This window comes from Paraburkholderia sp. UCT2 (assembly GCF_014397665.1).
Classification (GTDB): Bacteria; Pseudomonadota; Gammaproteobacteria; order Burkholderiales; family Burkholderiaceae; genus Paraburkholderia; species Paraburkholderia tuberum.
Map to the genome: position 1 here is coordinate 38,017 of NZ_VZQO01000015.1, position 22,300 is coordinate 60,316.

Sequence of the window (22,300 nt, forward strand, 5' to 3'; positions counted from 1 at the left end):
GACGAGCCATGGACAATCGGAATCTGATCGACATGGCGAACCGGATCGGCGACTTCTTCGAGTCGATGCCCGACCACGAGGAAGCGCTGACCGGCGTCGCCGAACACATCCGCCGCTTCTGGGAGCCGCGCATGCGGCGCGCGCTGCTCGCGACGCTCGACGAAGCGCCGAACACATATGACATCGCGCTATCGGACTTCACGCGCGAGGCGATCGTCAGGTATCGCGAGAAGTTGACGCCGGCGCCGGCCCAGGCGCCGGCGGCTTAGGCTCGGTCGGTTTCCCCAATCAACCAGGCGCGGCGGCGCGATCCGCTGCCGCGTTCGTGCCCATGCCACGCGACAGGCGGCGCCAATCACAACGTCGCCTGTTCCGATATCTCTCCCCCAACCGTAAACCACGCTTCGCAGTGCCGTACGAGACCGTGCAGGTCCGAGCCGGTGCGTCCGCGCGCGCTGATGTAGCCGTCGGGCCGCACCAGATAAAACGACGGCCGCGTGCGCCCATACGATTCGGACAACGCCGGGCCGCCGTCGCCGCTCGTATCGGTGACGCGCCAGATTCGCACCGCGTTCGGCAGCAACCGCTCGACCTCGGCGGCGAGCTTTTCTACTTCGGGGTCCGGCGGCGGTGCATGTTTCGCGGCGGGATCGAGCGGCGTGCCATCGACGGGCAGCGGCGGCAACAGCAGAAACAGCGAGAAGAACGCCGGATCGTGCAGATCGAAAATGCAGCCGACGCCCGGCGCGCGCCCCAGCGGACCGTCGACGACGTGCACGAGCGCATCGGGTGCGCGCTCGCCCGCGCGCGGGCCGCCGTCGAGCACGCGTTCGAGCGTCAGCGGACTGCGCCGGTATTGGATCGACAGCTCGCTGATCGTCGCGCGTGCGGCATCGCGCAGCGGACCGAACGCGGCCAGCACCGGCATCACACGCTCGCGCAGCAGCTTCATCGGTCCGTGATCGGCCTCGGCCATCTGCGTGATGAAACCGGTCTGCCGCAGCAACTCGCGCTCGATCGGATGTCGCTCGGCGTGATACGTGTCGAGCAGGCGATCCGGCGCCGCGCCGCCGATCACGCGCGCGAGCTTCCAGCCGAGATTGAGCGCTTCCTGGATGCCGGTGTTCATGCCTTGTGCGGCCGCGGGGCTGTGTACGTGCGCGGCATCGCCGGCGAGGAAGATGCGGCCCACGCGCAGCCGATCGACCATCCGGCTGTTCACGTGGAAGTACGCCGACCACGCCAGCTCCGACACGTCGACGCGCTCGCCCACGCGTCGCGCGATCAGCGCCTTGCATTGTTCGAGCGACGGCGCCGGCGCCCGCTCCAGCGGCGGCTCGCCGAGCACCGCGGGGTCCGGCGGCGCGGCGCTGCCGGACGGCTCGACCGCATGATCGGCGATCAGACGATGGCGGCCGTGGCCCATCGGAAACAGCGCGACGAGACCATCGCCCGACGCGAAGATATGGAACTCGTCGTCGGGCCAGTCGGTTTCGGCATGCAGGTCGGCGAGCAGAAAGGTCTGGTCGAAGGTCTTGCCCTCGAAGTTCAGGTCGAGGCGATGGCGAATCGAACTGTGCGCGCCATCGGCCGCGATCAGATACGACGGGCGCATGGCTTCCGTGCGGCCGTCCGCGCGGCGCAAGGTCGCCTGAACGCTCGCGGAGCCTTGCATGAACGCCACGAGCTCGACGCCGCGTTCGACCTTCACGCCGAGCGTCGCCAGATGCTCGGTCAGGAGCCGCTCGGTCACCGACTGGTCGAGAAACAGCAGATAGGGATAGCGCGTGTGCAACGGGTCGAAATCGAGCTGCGCAAGCCGCATGCCGTTCGAAAACAGATTCGCCACGCGCGCGCGATGGCCGAGCTCGAGAAACGGTTCGATCAGTCGATGCTGCTCGAGCAGTTCGAGCGTGCGTGCCTGAATGCCGATCGCGCGCGAGTAAGGGTTCGGCTGGGGCGCCTTGTCGATCAGGCGCACGGGGATGTGGGCGCGCGCGAGACTCATCGCTGCGGCAAGTCCGGTGGGACCGGCCCCGACGATCAGCACCGGCGACGCGTCGTAGGCGGCAGCGTCCATGCGGAACTCCGGAGGCAACAATGCGTTCTAGTGTACGCCGCCGCTCTTGCGCACACGGGTGCGCTGCATCAATCGCGCGTCGGCAAGACGGGTCGCGCGGGGGTTCCATCCGTCGTTGCCCATGAACTCACGCTCCGCGCAAATCCGGGCCGCTTGCGCAAGTATGGGAAAATGCGCCCTCAGTCTGATTGATCCAAATGCCCTCCCCGTCATGCAACCTGTATTTGACCGCGCGTTCGCGGCGCATCGTGACGGCCGCCTCGACGACGCCGAACGCGGCTACCGCGCCACGCTCGACCACGACCCCAGCCACGTCGACGCGCTGCATCTGCTCGGCGTGCTGCGCCACCAGCAGGGCCAGCACGCCGAAGCCGCGGCGCTGGTGCGGCGCGCGGTCGATCTGCGCCCCGAAGACGCGGCGCTGCAGCTGAACCTCGGCAATGCGCTGAAGGCGCTCGGCCAGATCGACGCCGCGATCGAGCAGTTCCGCAACGCGCTGACGCTCGCGCCGACCTTCCCGATGGCGCACTACAACCTCGGCAACGCGTACGCGTCGCAAGGCCGTCACGAAGACGCCGCCGATGCGTTCGAACGTTCGCTGCGCCTGCAGCCGAACGACGCGTCGTCGCACAACAATCTCGGCAACGCGCTGCACGCGCTCGGCCGTCACGCGGACGCGATCGCGTCGTTCCGGCGCGCGCTCGAGCTGCGCCCCGGTCACGCGGGCGCGCTGAACAACATGGGCATGTCGCTGAACGCGCTCGATCGACCGAACGAGGCGGTGCCCTGCTTCGAGGCCGCGCTCGCCGCCGAGCCGCGCTTCGTCGCCGCGCATTTCAATCTCGCGAATACGTTCGATGCGACCGGCCGCCATGCGCGGGCAGTCGCGTCATTTGAAGCGGCGCTGCGTCTGCAGCCGAACCTGCCGCCCGCGATCTATGGCATGGGCAACGCGCTCGCGGCGCTCGGCCGTGCCGAACAGGCGCTGCCGTATCTGGAGCGCGCGGTCGGGCTCGATCCGCAATTCGCACTCGCGTGGCTTGCGCTCGGCACCGCGCACCAGGCGCTCGGCGCGCACGCGGCCGCGGTGCGCGCGCTCGATCAGGCGTTGCGGCTGCGCCCGGATCTCGCGTCCGCGCATATGAACCGTGCGCTCGCGTGGCTCGCGATGCGCGACTTCGAGCGCGGGCTGCCCGAATACGAATGGCGCTTGCAAACCGTCGCGCAACCGGTGATCCAGACGTTGCCGCGCTGGCACGGCGAGTCGATCGAAAAATACACGCTGCTGATCCATGCCGAACAGGGTTTCGGCGACACGCTGCAGTTCGTGCGCTTCGTACCGCTCGCAGCGCTTCGCGCCGCGCGCGTCGTGCTGGAAGTGCAGCCGCAGTTGGTGCCGCTCTTCGCGCCCGTCGCGCAGGCATGGCGCGTCTCGCTGATCGCGCAGGGCCAGCCGCGCCCCGCCGCCGATCTGCAGATTCCGCTCTTGAGCCTGCCGCTAGCGCTCGGCACGCGCTACGACACGATTGACGCGCGCACGCCCTATCTGAGCGTGCCGCCGGCCTATGGCCGCAAATGGCGCGGCTCGCTCGGCGGTCAGGCGAAGCGCAAGATCGGGCTCGCATGGTCGGGGCGCATCCAGCGCAACGAAAACCGCACGATGCCGCTCGCCGCGCTGGAGCCGCTGTTCGCACTGGATGGCATCGACTGGATCGTGTTGCAACCCGATCTGTCCGAGGACGACCGCGCGGCGCTCGACGCGCATCCGCGCGCGGCCGCGATCCATCGCTTCGACCACCGCATCGGCGACTTCGCGGATACCGCGGCGATCGTCGAGCGGCTCGACGCGGTGGTGTCGATCGACACGTCGATCGCGCACCTCGCGGGCGCGCTGCGCAAGCCGCTGTGGCTGATGCTGCCGTTCGCCGCCGACTGGCGCTGGTTCGACGGCGACACGCGCAGCCCGTGGTATCCCGGCGCGACGCTCGTGCGTCAGCCGCGGCCGGGCGTGTGGGATGAAGTCGTCGAGGTGGTCGCTAACGAATTGCGGCACGGGTAGCCACAGACCACGCGCCGCAAACAAAAGACCCCGCTAGCGCGGGGTCTTTTGTTTTCAGAACACGAAGTGAGCCGTCAGGCCGCCCGATACTGATTACGTGACTCCGGCGTGCGATACAGGAACAGCGTCGCGAGCAGACCGCAGATTGCCGCCACGCCGAGGACCAGGCCCGGCGCCGCCTTGTTGCTGGTCACGTGGATCAGCAGCGTGGCGATGGCCGGCGTGAAGCCGCCGATCGTCGTCGCGAGACTGTACGCGAGCGAGAAGCCTGCGGTTCGCACTTCGACCGGCATCACTTCGGTCAGCGCGACGACCATCGCGCCGTTGTAGCAGCCGTACAGGAACGACAACCACAGCTGCACGGCGAGCAGACGCGCGAACGACGGTTCGGCGACGAGCCATTGCAGCGCCGGATACGCGGTGAGGATCGTCAGGATCGTGAACGCGAGCAGCACCGGACGGCGGCCGATGCGGTCCGACAACGCGCCGGACAACGGCAGCCAGATCAGATTCGAGATACCGACGCAGACGGTGACGACGAGCGCGTCGATCGCCGACAGCTTCAGCACTTCCCTGCCGAAGGTCGGCGTGTAAGCGGTGATCATGTAGAACGACACGGTCGTCATGACGACCATGCCCATGCCGCCCAGCACGATCGGGTAGTTCGCGAGCATCGACTTCAGGATCTCGCCCACGCTCGGACGATGCTTGCGCGCCGTGAACTCCTCGGTTTCCTGCAGCGAGCGGCGGATGATGAACAGGAACGGCACGATCAGACAGCCGATCAGGAACGGCACGCGCCAGCCCCACGCGAACATCTGCTCGGCGGGCAGAATCTTGTTGAGCCCCACCCCGATCAGCGCGGCGAATACCACCGCGACCTGCTGGCTGCCCGACTGCCACGAGCAATAGAAGCCCTTGTTGCCCTTCGTCGCGATCTCCGACAGATACACCGACACGCCGCCGAGCTCGGCGCCGGCGGAGAAGCCTTGCAGCAACCGGCCGAGCAGCACCAGCACGGGCGCCACGAGCCCGATGGTCGCGTAGCCCGGTATCGTCGCGACCGTCAGCGTGCCGAGCGCCATCAGGCTCAGTGTGAGGATCAGGCCTTTGCGACGGCCGTGATGGTCGATGTAGGCGCCGAGCACGATCGCGCCGAGCGGACGCATCAGGAAGCCCGCGCCGAACACGGACAGCGACAGCATCAGCGACGCGAAATCGCTGCCGCCAGGAAAGTAGGTCTTGGCGATCGCGGAAGCGTAGTAGCCATAGACCATGAAGTCGTACATTTCAAGAAAGTTGCCGCTGACAACGCGGAACACTGTCTTGACCTTGGATTCTTCGGTGGTGGAAGCGGCGTGGGTCGCTGTAGACATGACACTCTCGGATAGGCCCGCCGCCCTGTCGGACGGATCGACGCGGAGGTGACGAGCGGGCAGTTGAAACGATCCACCGCGTTTGGCGAGCGGATGCCGCAGGCGGACGCACAGGTATAAGCAAAGTGCGCCCGCGGGCGCCGCATTCTGCTGCTCACGGCGCTCATCCGATATGAGGGTAAACGCTGAGCTCGATGTCGGGCCGATGCCACGTAATGTTACTGCTGATAGGGTCGACGCGAAACGCATACAGTTTGCTTACGCGCGACACCCGCGGGCGGCCGTAGACTGTCCGCGCGAGGCCATTCAGTCGATTACGCCGATGCGAACCACCCCTGCTCTTTCCCTGCGCCCCGCCACGCTCGAGGACGCCGCGCTGATTGCGTCGATCCACAGCGCCAGTTGGCAGGCGACCTATCGCGGTCTGTTGCCCGACGCGTTCCTCGACGGCGAAGTCACGCGCGAACGCGCCGCCTATTGGGAAGCACGTCTCGGCGCGCCGGGCGGCGAGCGCCGCATCGTGCTGATCGCCGAGCTGGCCGGCGAGCCGGCCGGCTTCGTATGTGTCGAGCGCCAGCCCGAGTCCGCGTGGGGCGTGCTGCTCGACAACCTGCATGCGCTGCCCGGTTATCAGGGCATCGGCGTCGGCAAAACACTGATGCACGCAGCCGTAGACTGGACGCGCGCGCAAGGCGAGGCACAGCTGTATCTGTACGTGCTCGAGGGCAATACGGCGGCGATCGGCTTTTACGAGCGACACGGCTGGCAGTTGGTCGGCGCGGAGCCCGATCAGATGGGCGGCGTGGATATCACCGCGTTGCGCTACGTGTACCGGTTGAAGGCTTGAACGCCGTGGTTGAGCGTGCGTGAAGCGCGTGGCGTCGCGGGGACGGCGCGCGCCGGCGGTGTTCCTGTTTTCGGAGTCGTCTGAACGGTGGACGACGTAGTTTCGAGGCATGATTTTCTGTTGCCGATGGCTTCATCGGCCCCCTACAGATTCCGTCACTGCCACACCGGTGAGCCTGTCCGAGACACCGGAAGAAACCGATGACCAGCACGCCGCTCATCCTGATCGAAGGCGCATTCGCGCTTCCCCCTCTCCGTGCGCTCGACCAGCTGCCCGAACCGTTCGGCCGCGACTGGGCGTTGCTGTCCGGCGTTCAGCGCTGGCGAACCGGGCTCGATTCGCTGTATGCCGCGCTGCTGCGCACCGTGTGCATCAGAGATCAGCAGTTGCTGTCGTATGGGCAGTGGGTGTCGATCGACGGCGTGCTGACCGGCGTGCTGACCGACATGAAGCGGCCGGCAGAGACGCCCGTCGCGAACGCCACGCAGCCTGCCGGGGAACCGTCGAATACCGCGACGGCGGCGCATCCCGCTATGCAACGGAAGGTGCCTCAGGGTCCAATGCGAATCCCGCTCAAGGCCCGCTCGCCGCGAATCGCGCAGCGGCGCACTGTGCGGCATCGGCGAACGGTCGCGGCGAGTGCCGGCGTAATCGGCTGCGTCGCGGTGCTGGCGTGGTGGATCGTCGATCAGCCTCCGGCGCCGCGGCATATGGCCTCCGACATGCTGAAATCGGCGCAAGCTCTGATGCCCCGTCGTGATGCGCCGGCGCCGGTAGAAAAGCGTCGTGCGCAGCATCTGGTTGCGAGTCCCGAGGCACCGGTGATTGCGGAGGCCGTCACACCGGCTCCTGTCCTTCCGCCATTACCTGTCGACGTGGCCGCCGCCGCACCCGCGCGCATCGTGGCTTTGCCTCAGGGCACCGCCACGCGACATGCGCCCACCCCGCGTGACGCGATTCGCTCGTCGCCTCCGCGTCGTGCGCTTCGCGTGCAAACGCATCCGCTTCCGGTAAATCGCCCTGCCGCGAATGACCCATCGCATGAAGCGCGCGTTCGTACCCGGTTCGGCGAAGACGGATACGCTGATGTAACGACGTTCGCCATGATGTCTTTGCGCGACGTCGCGCCGCTGCCGCGCTCCACCGTGTCGAACAATCTGCCGGTAAATAGCACCGAGTGGATGAACCACATATCGCAGCGTCGCGTCACCGAAATCCCGGAACAATTCGCGCCATGAGCGCCGCCGTTACTTCGACGCAGGCAAACCCGCTTCCGTCTGCTGCTGCAAGCGCGTGACCGCGCTCTGAAGCTGACGCAATTGCGCCTGCGCGTTGTCGCGCTCCGCGCGCAGCGCGAGCGCCTCGTCGCGCGTCTGCCGCTGCCGGTCGTCGACCTTCGCCTGCTGCGTGCGGGCGACGTCGAGATCGGTCTGCAGCCGTTGCGCCTGCTGCTGCGATATCGCGATGCTGCCCTGCAGATACGCATTCTGCGCCTGCAACCGCGTGCGATGAATCTCGACGTCCGCGAGTTGCTGCGTCTGCTGCGCGAAACCGGCGTAGATCGCTTCCGCGCGCTCTGCCGAATCGCTCCTGATCACGCGCCAGAAATGCTTGTTCTGAAACAACGCGACGTAGTACGTCATCCGCGGCGGATGGAAGAACAGGCTCGCACCGTAGCTGCCGTTGTAGGTCGTGCGCAGTTCCCTGAGGTTCGCGTCGTGGATCAACTGGATCAAATCGGCGACGTCGCCGCGCGCGGCGGCGGGCGTATTCGCGGACACCTCGGGCTCAGCGACGGACTGGGGGCCAGCCTCTCGCGGCGCCAACTCCCCTGGAGCCGGCCGCGTGCCCGCCAGCGGCGCGCTCACGCTGTCCTGCTGTGCCACCGCAACACCCGTATGCCACAACGCATAGACACCGGCGAGCAACATAGCGCGCCGGATAACCAAGGAGTACTTCATATGCCTGCTCCACGCCGATCGAGAATGACGTTGGATTATCGCGCGGATTTATCGCGACGCGAAGCTCGTGGGCACTGTATGGACACGCTCGAAATCGAGATAGACGGTTGGTGCAGCGAATCACTCCATCCAAAATCACAGTCGCAAAATAAAGACGCCACCCAGCTCGCACTCCTGATTATTTCGAGAGAAGAAAACGCACTGCCACATAACGTGACAGTGCGTCAGAATGGAATGGCTCCGTCGGGCTGCGGAAAACAGCGAAAGCGCGGGACCGATGCGCAACCACGCCGCGGACTCAACCTCGACCGCGCACGCCGCGCCAACGCAAACCCGCCATGCTTAAAACCGCGTCTCCCGCGCGACCCGCAGGAACGTATCGAGCAACGGTGTGCAATCGAGCAGCTCCGGTCCGCCCGCGCGATGAAACTCCGGGTGCCACTGCACGCCCATCACGAACGGTGCGCGCCGGTAGCGCACGGCCTCGATGATGCCGTCCGACGCCGACACCGCCTCGATATTCAGATCGCGGCCCAGCGTCTTTACCGCCTGATGGTGGATCGAGTTGACGATCGCGTCGCGCCGTCCGGGGAACATGTTCAGCAGCGTCGAGCCATCCGGAAAATGCACGCCGTGCCGGTGCTGATCGTAGTTTTCGTTGACGTGGGCGTTCGCGGTGGGCACTTCGGTCGCGATGTCCTGATATAGCGTGCCGCCGAACGCGACATTGATCAGCTGACAGCCGCGGCACACGCCGAGCACCGGCTTGCCCGATTCGACGAACTCGTGCAGCAGCTCGAGCTCGTACATGTCGCGCACGCGGTCACCGGGCCATTCGTGGCTGGCCGCCGATTCCGCATACGTCTGCGGCGACACGTCGGCGCCGCCTTGCAGCAGCAGGCCATCGAGATGCTTCGCATAGTCGCGCAGACGGATGTTGCTCGGGTGCAGCATGCCCTGATGACCAACGGTCGGGATCATGAACACCAGCACGTCGCGCGACATCACCCAGTGCGCGACCGACTCCTCCAGATACTGCAGCGTCTTGCCGCGCAAGCCCTTCGCGCCCGGTTCCGGGTGGAAGATGCGCGCCGACACGCCGATGCGCAGCGTGCGCTGCGTGATCCGCTGCCCCGCGCGATCGAACAGCTGCCGCGCGCGCGCCGCGATGATGCGGCCGAACACGCTCCACGCGGAGTCGCTCTGCTTCAGATAACGCGGTGGCGACGGCGGAAGCGCGTTGGGTGGCGGCGGGTTCGTGGCGCTGAAATCGGGTGCCGCGCCGAAACCGGGCGGCGGCGAGCCGGGCGCACGCGCCGCGGGTGCGGCGGCTGCCTCGGTGGCGATTTCGTCTTCGGTGGCGAGGTCCGCGGCGCTAATGCCGCCCGCGTGCGGCTCGCCGGCGGCCGCCGTCGGTTTGACGACTGGCTCGGGTTTCACCATGGTCGCGCCGCCGGCGTACGTACCAGCGCGCCGCGCTTCGCGCTCGTGCACCTTGGCTTCCTGCCGCGCGGTCGATTCGGCGGCGGCGCTGCGCGCCTCGGCCGCGTCGCGCAGCCGCGCCGTGCGCGGATCTTTGGGCGTAAGTGCCGATGCGCTGAGCGGATCGTCGGTCGACGACCTCGCGGTCGCCTCCTCGGCCGCCGGGCTCGTGTCTTTGGCGGCCGACCGGGTGGCATCTTCATGCGACGGAGGAAGCGAGGCGGCCGGTTCGGCCGGTGCACTGCTCGGCGCGGGGGAGGCCGGCTGCGGACTGCCGGTCGTGCCGGCGTTTTCGGGTTTGTTTTCGCTCATGACTGTCGGACGGGCGCCTTACACGCGAACGAATGAATATGCCCTGATTATCCGTCAGTGCTGCAGGCCCCGCAAACCCGCACACAATTGCTCACATTGTTGCGAAGCGTTACACCGACCCCGATGAGTCAAGGATCCGGCCGCTCTTCGAAGGTTTCCCGCAACGCGATCTGCATCGACGCATGAATCTTCACGCACCAGCGCCACACGAGCGCGAGCAGCAGCGCGGCGCACACGAGCACCGCGACGAGCAGGCCAGTCGGCGGCAGGATGCTGCCCGACAGCGCGGCCACCAGCAGAAACACCCCGATCATCGACACGATCGGCATGAGATCGGCGATCGCGAGACGCAGCGCGCTCGTGAAGCGTCCCGCGGTGGTCGGCTGCACGCCGACTTCGGCGAGCAGCAGCGCGAGCGACTTGGTCTTGCGATACACGGCCACGAGAAACGGCAGCGAAACGACGAGCGCGACGCTCCACTGCACGACGCGTTGCAGCGGCTCGTCGTCGAGCCAGTGCGCGAGCAGCCGGCCGCTATGCGGCGCGCTATACGACACGGCCAGGAAAATGGCCGCGACGAGCGCGAGATTCACCGCGATCTGCAATACGATCCGCCGCGTCATGCTGATGAGCGTCGGCTCGCCGCGCGCCGTGATCAAACTGCGCAGCCATTGCCCGTACATGCCGAACACGTTGGACAACGTGGCGGGCATCGCCTGTCCGATGCGGCGCGTGAGCGGATCGGCGACGCGGATCAGATATGGCGTCGTCAGCGTCGTCAATGCCGACACGGCGACCGCGATCGGATACAGAAACCCGCTCGTCACCTTCAACGTCAGACCGAGCGTCGCGATGATGAACGAGAACTCGCCGATCTGCGACACGGTCATGCCGACGCGCATCGAGGTGCGCGCGTCCTGCCCCGACAGAAACGTGCCGAGCCCGCACGACACGATCTTGCCGACGATCACCGCGAGCGTGATCACGGCGATCGGCCATCCGTAGTCGAGCATCAAGGCCGGGTTCAGCATCAGTCCGATCGTCACGAAGAAGATCGCGGAAAACGCGTCGCGCAACGGCGCGATCAGATGCTCGATCCGATGCAGATGACGCGACTCGGCCATGATCGCGCCGATCAGGAACGCGCCGAGCGCGATGCTGTAATTGAGCTTGACGACCAGCAGACAGAAGCCGAAGCAGAAGCCGAGCACGGACACGAGCATCATCTCGTCGCTGCCCGTGCGCGCGACGTAGTTCAGCGCGCGCGGCACGAGCAGCACGCCGACCAGCAGCGACACCGTCATGAACAGCAGCAGCTTGCCGAGCGTGACGGCCGCGAGCCCGGCCGACAGCTGCCCGGTCTGCGCGATGCCGGTCAGCAGCACGAGCATCGCGATACCGAGAATGTCCTCGACGATCAGAATGCCGAACACGAGCTGCGCGAAGCTTTCGCGTTTGAGTCCGAGATCGGACAGCGCCTTCACGATGATCGTCGTCGACGAGATCGCGAGGATCGCGCCGAGGAACAGCGAGTCCATCGGAGTCCAGCCGAACGCGCTGCCGATCTCGTAGCCGATCCACAGCATCAGCACGATTTCGGACAGCGCGGCGACGATCGCCGTCGCGCCGACCTCGAACAGCTTGCGCAGGCTGAATTCGAGTCCCAGCGAAAACATCAGGAACACGACGCCCAGCTCGCCGAGCGTCTGGATCGTCTGTTCGTCGTGGATCAATTGGAACGGCGGCGTGTACGGTCCGATGATCACGCCAGCCGCGATATAGCCGAGCACCACCGGCTGCTTCAGGCGATGGAACAGCACGGTGACGACGCCGGCCAGCGCCATCACGACGGCCAGATCCTGGATGAAGCCGATGCCATGGTGCATGAGCGCTTTCCTTACAAACAGTAATCCCGGAAAGCGCAGTGTAGCAAACGAACCGACCAGCTTTTTGGCGAATTCGCGTGCCACGCCGCTCCGCCAGTAGCAGGCCGCTCGGCTGCAAAACCTTGCTCTACAATGCGGACGGACCTTTCCCTTTGGCTCCGCACTGCTTCGCTCATGCGCCCGCGCTGCGCTCAACCGGATTTCTACCGACATCATGGCCACTGAATTCGCCCCCTTCCCGCCGCTTGCCCAGCTTGCCGCCGATCTCGCCGCCGGCCGCACGACGAGCCGCGCGCTCGTCGAAACCGCACTGGACCGGATCGCCGATCCGGCCGGCCAAGGCGCCGCCGTCTTCATGCACGTCGACACCGACGCCGCGCGCGCCGCCGCCGACGCGCACGACCGCCTGCGCGCGGCCGGCACCGTGCTGTCGCCGCTCGCCGGGATTCCCGTGTCGGTCAAGGACCTGTTCGACATCGCAGGCCAGCCGACCCGCGCGGGCTCCGTCGTGCTCGCCGACGCGCCCGCCGCGAAGGCCGACGCGGTCGCGGTCGCGCGTCTGAAGCGGGCCGGCGCCGTGATCGTCGGGCGGACCAACATGAGCGAGTTCGCGTTTTCCGGACTCGGCCTGAATCCGCACTACGGCCATCCGCTGTCGCCGTACCGGCGCGGCGTGAAGGGCGACGAGCGGATTTCGGGCGGCTCGTCGTCGGGCGCGGGCGCGTCGGTCGCCGACGGCATGGCCGCGGTCGCGCTCGGCACCGACACCGGCGGCTCGATCCGCATCCCGGCCGCCTTGTGCGGGCTGACCGGCTTCAAGCCGACCGCCGCGCGCATCCCGAAGCAGGGCGGCGTGCCGCTGTCGTCGACGCTCGATTCGTTCGGGCCGATCGGCGTGTCGGTCGCATGCTGCGCGCTGGTCGACCGGATGCTCGCCGGGCTCGAGCCGCGCATCCCGGCCGCGCGGCCGCTCGAAGGCGTGCGCCTCGGCGTGCTGACCAATTTCGTGACCGACGGCGTCGAGCCCGAAGTCGCGCGCGCGATCGATACCGCGCTCAAGCATCTGGAGGCGGCCGGCGCGATCGTCAGCGAGGTGCGCTTCGCGCCGCTCGACCGGCTGCCGGAGATCAACCGCTTCGGCTTTTCGTCGATCGAGGCGTATGCGTGGCATCGTCCGCTGCTCGACAAGCATCGCGAGCAGTACGATCCGCGCGTGCTCGTGCGCATCATGAAGGGGCAGCCGGCCAGCGCGGTCGATTATCTGGACCTCGTCGCCGAGCGCGACGCGATGCTCGACGAAGCCGCGCGCACGCTGTGGCAGCGTTTCGACGCGGTCGTCGCGCCGACCGTGCCGGTCGTGCCGCCGCGCCTCGCCGATCTGCTCAACGACGACGACGCGTTCGGCCGCACCAATGCGCTGATCCTGCGCAATCCGAGCGCGTTCAACTTCCTCGATAGCTGCGCGCTGTCGCTGCCGTGCCATCTGCGCGGCGACGCGCCGGTCGGCCTGATGCTGGCGGGCGCACCGCACGCCGACGACGCGCTGCTCGCGATCGGCCGCGCGGCCGAGGCAGTGCTGAAGGCGATCCGGTAAAGCGCGCCGGGGTTGGCCGCCCGGCGCGGTCGCCGCCGCGCCAATGTTCAGGCAATAAGTGGCGCGGCCGGGGTTCGCGCTAGAATCGCGGGCACCCGCCCTTTCGTCTCCAGAGCAATCGAAGATCCATGACTAACGACTCCGCAATGCTGCGCCGCGAGCGCACCCTCCTGGTTCTGCTCGGCCTGATCTGCCTCGCCCTCGTGGGCGGTGCGTTGTATCTGCAGTTCGGCCTGCGCGAAGACCCGTGCCCGCTGTGCATCATCCAGCGCTATTTCTTCCTGCTGATCGCGATCTTCGCGTTCCTCGGCGCGCGCTTCAGGCACTGGCGCGGCGTGCGCCTGCTCGAAGTGATGGCGGCGCTGTCGGCGCTCGCCGGCATCGCGACCGCGGCGCGCCATGTGTACATCCAGGCGAATCCTGGCTTCAGCTGCGGCTTCGACGCACTGCAACCGGTGGTCGACAGCCTGCCCCCCGCGCACTGGCTGCCGAGCGTGTTCAAGGTTGCGGGCCTGTGCGAAACCGCCTATCCGCCGATTCTCGGGCTGACGCTGCCGATGTGGTCGGGCGTCGCGTTTATCGTCGCGTTCGTCGCACTAGTGCTGAGCCTGGTGCGCAATCGCCATCGGGTGTCCTGACGGCGGGCAACTTGGCCGAGCGAGCTTCGAACGCCGCCTGAAGCGCCGAACTCGCCGCCAGGGCGCTTACCGATTCGCATCGCAATGACGCCGGACTTCGTGTTGCCCATGCCGGGCACCGAAGCCCGGCGTTTTTTCTGCGCGACGTTCCGCGATCGCGCGCCGTTCCTGTCGGTCCCCGCTCCGCGCACGCAACTTCTCGCCTCGGCGCGAATCGTACCCGGATCATGACCGCCGCCGCATGAGCTTCATGCGACACGGGAAATATTTTCGGGCCGGGGTAGTGCTATCTTCGGGTATGGATGGCGATCTACGTGCGCGAGGCCGGCTTTTTGCGACCCTATGCGTAACGCGCGCCCGGTCCGCACTGTCTTCCGATTCGCCATGACAACGCAAACCATCCGCTTCTACCATCAGGGGTCCGTCCGCGAGGTCGCGGGCGTGCCGGCGACGCGCACCGTGCTGCAGCACCTGCGCGAGGACTTGCGCTGCACCGGCACCAAGGAAGGCTGCGCGGAAGGCGACTGCGGCGCATGCACGGTCGTGATCGGCGAACTCGATGCGCGCGGCGACCTCACGTTGAAGGCGGTCAACGCCTGCATCCAGTTCCTGCCGACACTCGACGGCCGCGCCCTGTTCACCGTCGAAGACCTGCGCGCCGCGAACGGCGCGCTGCATCCGGTGCAGCAGGCGTTGGTCGACTGCCACGGTTCGCAATGCGGCTTCTGCACACCCGGCTTCGTCATGTCGATGTGGGCGCTCTACGAGAACCAGCCCGTCAGCGCCGGCCTGCCGACCCGCGATGAAATCGACGCCGCGCTGTCCGGCAATCTGTGCCGCTGCACGGGCTACCGGCCGATCATCGACGCCGCGCAGAAGATGTTCGACTATGCGCAGCATCCGCGCGTTGCGCTCGATCGCGACGCGATCGCGGCCACGCTGCGCACGCTGCAACGCGAAGACACGTTCGAATACAGCGCGCCAGGCACCCGCGGCGCCGCCTTCGGCTCGCCCACCTTCCACGCCCCGCTCACGCTCGACGCGTTCGCGACGCTGCGCGCGCAGCATCCGGACGCGCGCATCGTCGCGGGCAGCACCGACGTCGGCTTGTGGGTCACCAAGCAGTTCCGCGATCTCGGCGATCTGCTGTACACCGGCAACGTCGCGGAACTGAAGACGATCGCGCGCGACGCGCAAACGCTGACCATCGGTGCGGCGGTCACGCTCGAGGACGCGTACGCGGTGCTCACCGCCGACTACCCCGAACTCGCCGAACTATGGACGCGCTTCGCATCGCTGCCGATCCGCAATGCGGGCACGCTCGGCGGCAACGTCGCGAACGGCTCGCCGATCGGCGATTCGATGCCGGCACTGCTCGCGCTCGGCGCCGACGTCGAGTTGCGCCGCGATCGCACGACCCGCACCGTGCCGCTCGACGCGTTCTACCTCGGCTATCAGAAGACCGCGCTCGCGGAAGGCGAATTCGTCAGCGCGCTGCGCGTGCCTCGCCCGGCCGGCGCGCTGCGGTTTCGCACCTACAAGGTGGCGAAGCGTTACGACCAGGACATCTCGGCGGTGTGCGCGGCGTTTGCGCTGCACGTCGCGGAAGATGGCACGATCCGCGCGGCGCGGGTCGCGTTCGGCGGCATGGCGGCGACGCCGAAGCGGGCCGCGCATGCCGAAGCCGCGCTCAACGGCGCGGCGTGGAACGAACCGACGGCCCGTCGCGCGATGGACGCGCTCGCCGCCGACTACCAGCCGCTCACCGACATGCGCGCGTCGAGCGCGTATCGGCTGAGGGTCGCGCGCAATCTGCTGTGGCGCTTCTACCTCGAAACGCGCGACGACGCGCCGCTCGCGCTCTGCGATGTGAACGCGTTCGCGTTCGAGGCCAACGCAATCGTCGTGAAGGAGTCGCCGTGATGAACCGGACCGATGCCTTTATCGAACCCGCGGGCGCGCGTGCCGATCAACGCGAGGACGCGTCGATCGGCGTACCGCTGCCGCACGAATCCGCCGCGCTGCACGTGAGCGGCGAAGCGACCTACACGGACGACATCGCCGAGCTGCACGGCACGCTGCACGCGGCGCTCGGCCTGTCGCGCCATGCGCATGCGCGCATCGTGTCGATGGATCTCGACGCGGTGAGAAACGCGCCCGGCGTGATCGCGGTGCTGAGCGCCGACGATATCCCCGGCGAAAACAATTGCGGCCCGGTGCTGCATGACGATCCGATCCTCGCCGACGGCGAAGTGCTCTATCTCGGCCAGCCGGTCTTCGCGGTGATCGCCGAGAGCCACGAACTCGCACGTCGCGCCGCCGCGCTCGCGAAAAGCGACGACGTGATTCGCTACGAGCCGCTCGACGCGATCCTCACCGCCGCCGATGCGAAAGCCGCGAAGCAGTTCGTGCTGCCGCCACTGCATCTGCGGCGCGGCGACCCCGACGCGAAGATCGCCGCCGCGCCGCATCGACTGGCCGGCAGGTTCGAGGTCGGCGGCCAGGAGCAGTTCTATCTCGAAGGCCAGATCGCCTATGCGGTGCCGAAGGAAATGGACGGCATGCTCGTCTACAGCTCGACGCAGCATCCGAGCGAAATGCAGCAGGTCGTCGCGCACATGCTCGACTGGCCCGCGCATAACGTCGTCTGCGAATGCCGACGCATGGGCGGCGGCTTCGGCGGCAAGGAATCGCAATCGGCGCTGTTCGCGTGCGTGGCCGCGCTTGCGGCGCAACGCCTGCGTCGCCCGGTCAAGCTGCGCGCCGATCGCGACGACGACTTTCTGATCACCGGCAAGCGCCACGATGCGGTCTACGAGTACGAAGCGGGCTTCGACGACAGCGGGCGTCTGAGCGGCGTGCGCGTCGAAATCGCATTGCGCGCCGGCTATTCCGCGGATCTGTCCGGCGCGGTCGCGACGCGCGCGGTGTGCCACTTCGACAACGCGTACTACGTGTCCGACGTCGATATCGTCGCGCTGTGCTGCAAGACCAATACGCAGTCGAACACCGCGTTTCGCGGCTTCGGCGGACCGCAGGGTGCGCTCGTGATGGAGGTGCTGCTCGACGGCATCGCGCGCGAGCTGCGGCTCGATCCGCTCGACGTGCGGCTCGCGAATTACTACGGCGTCGGCGAACGCGATACGACGCCGTACGGACAACGCGTCGAAGACAACATCATCGCGCCGCTGACCGACGCGCTGCTAGATTCGAGTGACTACCGCGCGCGTCGCGCGGCACTCGCCGAATTCAATGCGAAGAGTCCCGTGCTCAAACGCGGCCTCGCGTTTTCGCCGGTCAAGTTCGGCATCTCGTTCAACGTGCCGTTCCTGAATCAGGCCGGCGCGCTCGTGCACGTGTACAAGGACGGCTCCGTGCTCGTCAATCACGGCGGCACCGAGATGGGCCAGGGGCTCAACACGAAAGTCGCGCAGGTGGTCGCGAATCAGTTCGGCTTGCCGTTATCGCGCGTCCGGGTGACCGCGACCGATACCTCGAAGATCGCCAACACCTCCGCAACCGCGGCCTCGACCGGCAGCGACCTGAACGGCATGGCCGCCGAAGCCGCCGCGCGGACGATCCGCTCGCGGCTCGCCGAACTCGCGGCGCGCCAGCTCGGTGGCGACGCCAACGACGTGCAATTCGCGCGCGGCAGCGTGTCGGTGAACGGCGGCGCGCTGCCGTTCGAACAGCTCGTCAACGCCGCGTATCTCGCGCGCGTGCAGTTGTGGTCGGACGGCTTCTACGCGACGCCGACAGTGCATTGGGATGCGAAGTCGCTGACCGGTCATCCGTTCTATTACTTCGCGTATGGTGCGGCGGTGTCGGAGGTCGTCGTCGATACGCTGACCGGCGAGTGGAAGCTCCTGCGCGCGGACCTGCTGCACGACGCGGGCCAGTCGATCAATCCGGCGATCGATCTCGGCCAGATCGAAGGCGCCTTCATTCAGGGCATGGGCTGGCTCACCACTGAAGAGCTATGGTGGAGCCGCGACGGCCGCCTGATGACGCACGCGCCGTCGACGTACAAGATTCCCGCGGTCAGCGACACGCCCGCCGCGTTCCACGTTCGGCTCTACGACAACAGCAACGCCGAGCCGACCGTGTTCCGCTCGAAGGCGGTCGGCGAGCCGCCGTTGCTGCTGCCGTTTTCGGTGTTTCTCGCGATTCGCGACGCGATCGCGGCCGCAGTGCCGGGCGCGCGACATGCTCCGCGGTTGCGCGCGCCGGCGACGCCCGAGGCGATACTCGATGCGCTGGACACGTTGAGTGCGATGAACGCGTCGCAGACCGCAGATCCGACCGAAGCCGCCGCGCACCCCGATAGCACCGACACAAACACGCAACCCGCCGCGGAAACGCCCCACGCGGCCCCCCACGGAGAATCGCCGGATGCAAGCCTGGCTCACTGACCTGCAACATCTTGTCGCGCATGGCGACGCCGCCGTGCTGGTGACGGTCGCGCGCGTCGAAGGTTCGGCGCCGCGCGAAGCCGGCACGAAGATGATCGTCACGCGCGAGGCGGCCAGGCACACGATTGGCGGCGGCCACCTCGAATGGAAGGCGATCGAGACCGCGCGCCAGGTGCTGCGCGACGGCATGCGCGCGCCGCACATGCGGCGGCTCGAACGCTTCGCGCTGGGGCCGAGCCTCGGCCAGTGCTGCGGCGGCGCCGTGATCCTCGCGTTCGAGCGGCTCGACGTCGGCGATCTCGGCTGGCTCACGTCGCTCGCCAAGCGCCTCGCGGCGGGGCAATCGACGGTGCGTAGCGTATCATTCGGCCCCGCGCCGGATGCGGTGATGCTGTCCGAGCCCGAGCCCGGCATCGACGGCGCCGACTGTCTGCTGTGGGACGGCGCCGGCTTCGACGACAGCAGCGCGCTCCTGACCGAAACCATCGCGCCGGGCGAATTCGCCGTCGTGCTGTTCGGCGCCGGTCACGTCGGCGCGGCGCTCGTGCGCGTGCTGGCGACACTGCCTTGCACGGTGCGCTGGGTCGACGAGCGCGACGCGCAGTTTCCGTCGCTCGATGCGCTGCACGCGCCGAACGTGACGATCGACGCGAACGACGCACCCGACGAGGCGATCGATCAGGCCGCGCCGAACACGTACTTCGTTGTGATGACGCACAACCACGCGCGCGATCTCGAACTGGCCGAACGCATCCTGCGGCGCGGCGACTTCGCGTTCTTCGGCATGATCGGCTCGCATACCAAGCGCAAGCAGTTCGAGCATCGGCTCGCGGCTCGCGGCATCGATCCGGCGCGGATCACGCGGATGAAATGTCCGCTCGGCGTCGACGGCATCGTCGACAAGTCGCCCGAGGTCATCGCGATCTCGGCGGCCGCGCAGGTGTTGCAGGCCGTCGAGGCGAACGCGGGTGCGCGCCACCCGACGCAGGCGGTTTGATACGCGGCCGGAGCCGCTCGTTACCCAACACACAATTCCAAACCACGATGAACCCGACAACCGCTACCCCTGTTTCCTCCGTTACGCTCGCCGACAAAACCGCGCGCGCACCGAAGGCCGAGCTGCATATCCACATCGAAGGCTCGCTCGAACCCGAGCTGATTTTCGCGCTCGCGCAACGCAACGGCGTGAAGCTCGCCTACGACTCGGTGGAAGCCTTGCGCGCCGCCTATGCGTTCACCGACCTGCAATCGTTCCTCGACATCTACTACGCGGGCGCGAGCGTGCTGCTGCACGAGCAGGACTTCTACGACATGACGATGGCCTACGTCGAGCGCTGTCTCGCCGACAACGTCGTGCATAGCGAAATCTTCTTCGACCCGCAGACGCATACCGAGCGCGGCGTGCGGATCGCGACCGTCGTGGCCGGCATCGAACGCGCGCTCGCCGACGCGGAGAAGCGCGGCATGTCGAGCAAGCTGATCCTGTGTTTCCTGCGCCATCTGTCCGAGGACGATGCGCTCGCCACCTTCGACGAAGCGCTGCCGCTGTTCGAGCAGTACGAGCATCGGCTGATCGGCGTGGGGCTCGATTCGTCGGAACGCGGCCATCCGCCGTCGAAGTTCGAGCACGTGTTCGCGAAGGCGCGCGCGCTCGGTCTGAAGCTCGTCGCGCATGCGGGCGAGGAAGGCCCGCCGTCCTACATCTACGAGGCGCTCGACGTGCTGAAGGTCGACCGCGTCGATCACGGCGTGCGCAGCATCGAGGACCCCGCGCTCGTCACGCGTCTCGCCGATACGCGCGTCGCGCTGACCGTGTGCCCGCTGTCGAACCTGAAGCTGTGCGTGTTCGACGACCTGACCAGGCACACGCTGAAAGACCTGCTCGATCGCGGCGTCGCGGTGACCGTCAATTCCGACGATCCGGCCTATTTCGGCGGCTACGTGAACGCGAACTATCTGGCGACGATCGACGCGCTGAAGCTCGACGACGCCGAGGTCTACACGATCATCCGCAACGGCTTCGAGGCGTCGTTCGTGACGCCCGAGGAACGCGCGATGCTGATCGGTAAGCTCGACGCGTATTGGCGGCACTGAGTGGCGGCACTGAGCCGCGCGCCGACGGATTTCAACTGACAGGCCTCGACCGACGTCGGCGGCCGGCGGCTTCGCTTCGGTCGGGCAAACGGCAACGACCTGAACCGGGAAGCCGCTGCCGCTGCCTGCGCCGCCCAGCTTTCAACATTCGGAGACAGCTTTTCCATGACTGAATCGGCTCATACCGCGCAAGCGGCGGCGCAAGCGGCATTCCGCGCCCCTCTGCTGACCTTCAACGGCGATCCGGCGCACGCGCCGAACGCCGTGGTGTTTCACGAGGACGGTCTCCTGATCGTGGAAGACGGCCGCGTCGTCGCGGCGGACGCGTATGCGGCGCTCGCGTCGCGGCTCGCGCCCGGCACGCAGGTCGTGGAGCGGCGCGACAAGCTGATCGTGCCGGGCTTCATCGATACCCACATCCACTATCCGCAGACCGACATGATCGCGTCGCCGGCGCCGGGTCTGCTGCCGTGGCTCGACACGTACACGTTCCCAACCGAGCGCCGCTTCGCCGACATCGCGCACGCCCGCGACACGGCGAGCTTTTTTCTCGACGAACTGCTCGCCTGCGGCACGACGACCGCGCTCGTGTACTGCACGGTCCACAAGGAATCCGCCGACGCCCTCTTCGCCGAGAGCGAAGCGCGCAATCTGCGCATGGTCGCTGGCAAGGTGCTGATGGACCGCCACTGCCCCGCGTTCCTGCGCGACACCGCGCAATCGGGCTACGACGACAGCGCCGAGCTGATCGGCCGCTGGCACGATCGCGGCCGCCAGATGTACGCGCTGACGCCGCGCTTTGCGCCGACCTCGACCGAGGCGCAGCTCGAAGCATGCGGCGCGCTCGCGCGGCTGCATCCGGACGTGTTCATCCAGAGCCACGTCGCCGAGAACACCGACGAGGTGAAATGGGTCGCCGAGCTGTTCCCCGGCCACCGCAGCTATCTCGACATCTACGATCACTATGGGCTCTTGCGCCGTCGCGCGGTGTACGGCCATTGCATCTACCTCGACGACGAGGACCGCAGGCGCATGGCGCAAACCGGCGCGCTCGCCTCGCACTGTCCGACCTCGAACCTGTTCCTCGGCAGCGGCCTGTTCGACTTCGACAAGGCCGACTCGGCCGGCATGCCGATCGCGCTCGCGACCGACGTCGGCGGCGGCACATCGTTCTCGATGCTGCAGACGATGAACGAAGCGCACAAGGTTGCGCGCCTCGGCGGCCATCATCTGACGGCGACGCGCATGTTCTATCTCGCGACCGCCGGCGCGGCCGAAGCGCTCGATCTCGGCGACAAGATCGGCACGCTGAGGGACGGCTCGGAAGCGGACTTCGTCGTGCTCGATCCGCAGGCGACGCCGCTGCTCGCGCGCCGCACCGCGCGGCGCGAATCGCTCGAGGAGCTGCTGTTCGCATTCGCGCTGCTCGGTGACGATCGCGCCGTGTATGAAACGTATGCGGCCGGCAAGTGCGTGCACCGCCGCGACGACGCGCGCCAGCGCGTGCCGGGGCGCGCGAAGATCGCGGCTTGAGGCTGGCTCGAAGCTGCATTGCCGCT

16 protein-coding genes are annotated in these 22,300 nt (G+C 67.4%); 11 read left to right on the forward strand and 5 right to left on the reverse strand.

Translation table 11 applies throughout. From position 1 onward, the window contains the following. Positions 1-8 precede the first annotated feature (8 nt). Positions 9-269: a formate dehydrogenase subunit delta gene (locus F6X39_RS14665; RefSeq protein WP_187617126.1), complete on the forward strand. Its 261-nt coding sequence runs from the start codon at positions 9-11 to the stop codon at positions 267-269. Between the two features lie 86 nt (positions 270-355). On the opposite strand, the gene F6X39_RS14670 is transcribed toward F6X39_RS14665, so the two are convergent. Next, complete coding sequence (locus F6X39_RS14670; RefSeq protein WP_187617127.1) at positions 356-2,080, reverse strand: FAD-dependent monooxygenase; 1,725 nt, start codon at positions 2,078-2,080, stop codon at positions 356-358. 211 nt (positions 2,081-2,291) lie between these two features. Between F6X39_RS14670 and F6X39_RS14675 the strand changes: the two genes are divergently transcribed. Further along, complete coding sequence (locus tag F6X39_RS14675; protein WP_187617128.1) at positions 2,292-4,139, forward strand: tetratricopeptide repeat protein; 1,848 nt, start codon at positions 2,292-2,294, stop codon at positions 4,137-4,139. A 74-nt stretch (positions 4,140-4,213) separates the two neighbouring features. On the opposite strand, the gene F6X39_RS14680 is transcribed toward F6X39_RS14675, so the two are convergent. Next, positions 4,214-5,515, reverse strand: a complete 1,302-nt coding sequence (locus tag F6X39_RS14680; protein ID WP_187617129.1) for an MFS transporter — start codon at positions 5,513-5,515, stop codon at positions 4,214-4,216. A 322-nt stretch (positions 5,516-5,837) separates the two neighbouring features. Between F6X39_RS14680 and F6X39_RS14685 the strand changes: the two genes are divergently transcribed. Further along, complete coding sequence (locus F6X39_RS14685) at positions 5,838-6,362, forward strand: GNAT family N-acetyltransferase (RefSeq protein WP_018421404.1); 525 nt, start codon at positions 5,838-5,840, stop codon at positions 6,360-6,362. 200 nt (positions 6,363-6,562) lie between these two features. Further along, positions 6,563-7,600, forward strand: coding sequence for a hypothetical protein (locus tag F6X39_RS14690; RefSeq protein WP_187617130.1), 1,038 nt, complete (start codon positions 6,563-6,565; stop codon positions 7,598-7,600). A gap of 9 nt (positions 7,601-7,609) precedes the next feature. Here the strand turns inward: F6X39_RS14690 and F6X39_RS14695 are convergent, their stop codons facing one another. The 3 genes from F6X39_RS14695 to F6X39_RS14705 all read right to left on the reverse strand — a co-directional run bounded on the left by F6X39_RS14695 (position 7,610) and on the right by F6X39_RS14705 (position 12,003). Continuing rightward, the gene (locus tag F6X39_RS14695) at positions 7,610-8,323 is read right to left on the reverse strand and encodes a DUF2968 domain-containing protein (RefSeq protein ID WP_187617131.1); all 714 of its coding nucleotides are present in this window, start codon (positions 8,321-8,323) and stop codon (positions 7,610-7,612) included. Between the two features lie 342 nt (positions 8,324-8,665). Then, positions 8,666-10,117, reverse strand: coding sequence for a gamma-glutamyl-gamma-aminobutyrate hydrolase family protein (locus F6X39_RS14700; RefSeq protein ID WP_187617132.1), 1,452 nt, complete (start codon positions 10,115-10,117; stop codon positions 8,666-8,668). A gap of 128 nt (positions 10,118-10,245) precedes the next feature. After that, positions 10,246-12,003: a cation:proton antiporter gene (locus tag F6X39_RS14705; protein ID WP_187617133.1), complete on the reverse strand. Its 1,758-nt coding sequence runs from the start codon at positions 12,001-12,003 to the stop codon at positions 10,246-10,248. 214 nt (positions 12,004-12,217) lie between these two features. Here F6X39_RS14705 and F6X39_RS14710 point away from each other — a divergent pair, with 214 nt between their 5' ends. The 7 genes from F6X39_RS14710 (at position 12,218) to guaD (ending at position 22,274) form a co-directional block, all read left to right on the forward strand. Next, a complete protein-coding gene (locus F6X39_RS14710) occupies positions 12,218-13,597 on the forward strand; it encodes an amidase (RefSeq protein WP_187617134.1) in 1,380 nt (459 codons plus the stop codon). Between the two features lie 128 nt (positions 13,598-13,725). Then, positions 13,726-14,235 carry a disulfide bond formation protein B gene (locus F6X39_RS14715; RefSeq protein ID WP_184070759.1) on the forward strand — a complete coding sequence of 170 codons (510 nt, stop codon included), beginning with the start codon at positions 13,726-13,728 and terminating at the stop codon, positions 14,233-14,235. Between the two features lie 384 nt (positions 14,236-14,619). Next, on the forward strand, positions 14,620-16,158 hold the full coding sequence (xdhA, locus tag F6X39_RS14720; protein ID WP_187617135.1) for a xanthine dehydrogenase small subunit: 1,539 nt from the start codon (positions 14,620-14,622) through the stop codon (positions 16,156-16,158). Continuing rightward, complete coding sequence (gene xdhB / locus F6X39_RS14725; protein ID WP_187617136.1) at positions 16,158-18,647, forward strand: xanthine dehydrogenase molybdopterin binding subunit; 2,490 nt, start codon at positions 16,158-16,160, stop codon at positions 18,645-18,647. The genes xdhA and xdhB overlap by 1 nt, the downstream gene beginning before the upstream one ends. Further along, positions 18,628-19,644: a xanthine dehydrogenase accessory protein XdhC gene (xdhC, locus tag F6X39_RS14730; protein WP_187617137.1), complete on the forward strand. Its 1,017-nt coding sequence runs from the start codon at positions 18,628-18,630 to the stop codon at positions 19,642-19,644. The genes xdhB and xdhC overlap by 20 nt, the downstream gene beginning before the upstream one ends. A 47-nt stretch (positions 19,645-19,691) precedes the next feature. Further along, entirely contained in the window at positions 19,692-20,741 is a 1,050-nt protein-coding gene (locus F6X39_RS14735; protein ID WP_187617138.1) for an adenosine deaminase, read from the forward strand. A gap of 165 nt (positions 20,742-20,906) precedes the next feature. Further along, positions 20,907-22,274, forward strand: a complete 1,368-nt coding sequence (gene guaD / locus F6X39_RS14740) for a guanine deaminase (RefSeq protein WP_187617139.1) — start codon at positions 20,907-20,909, stop codon at positions 22,272-22,274. Positions 22,275-22,300: the final 26 nt, after the last annotated feature.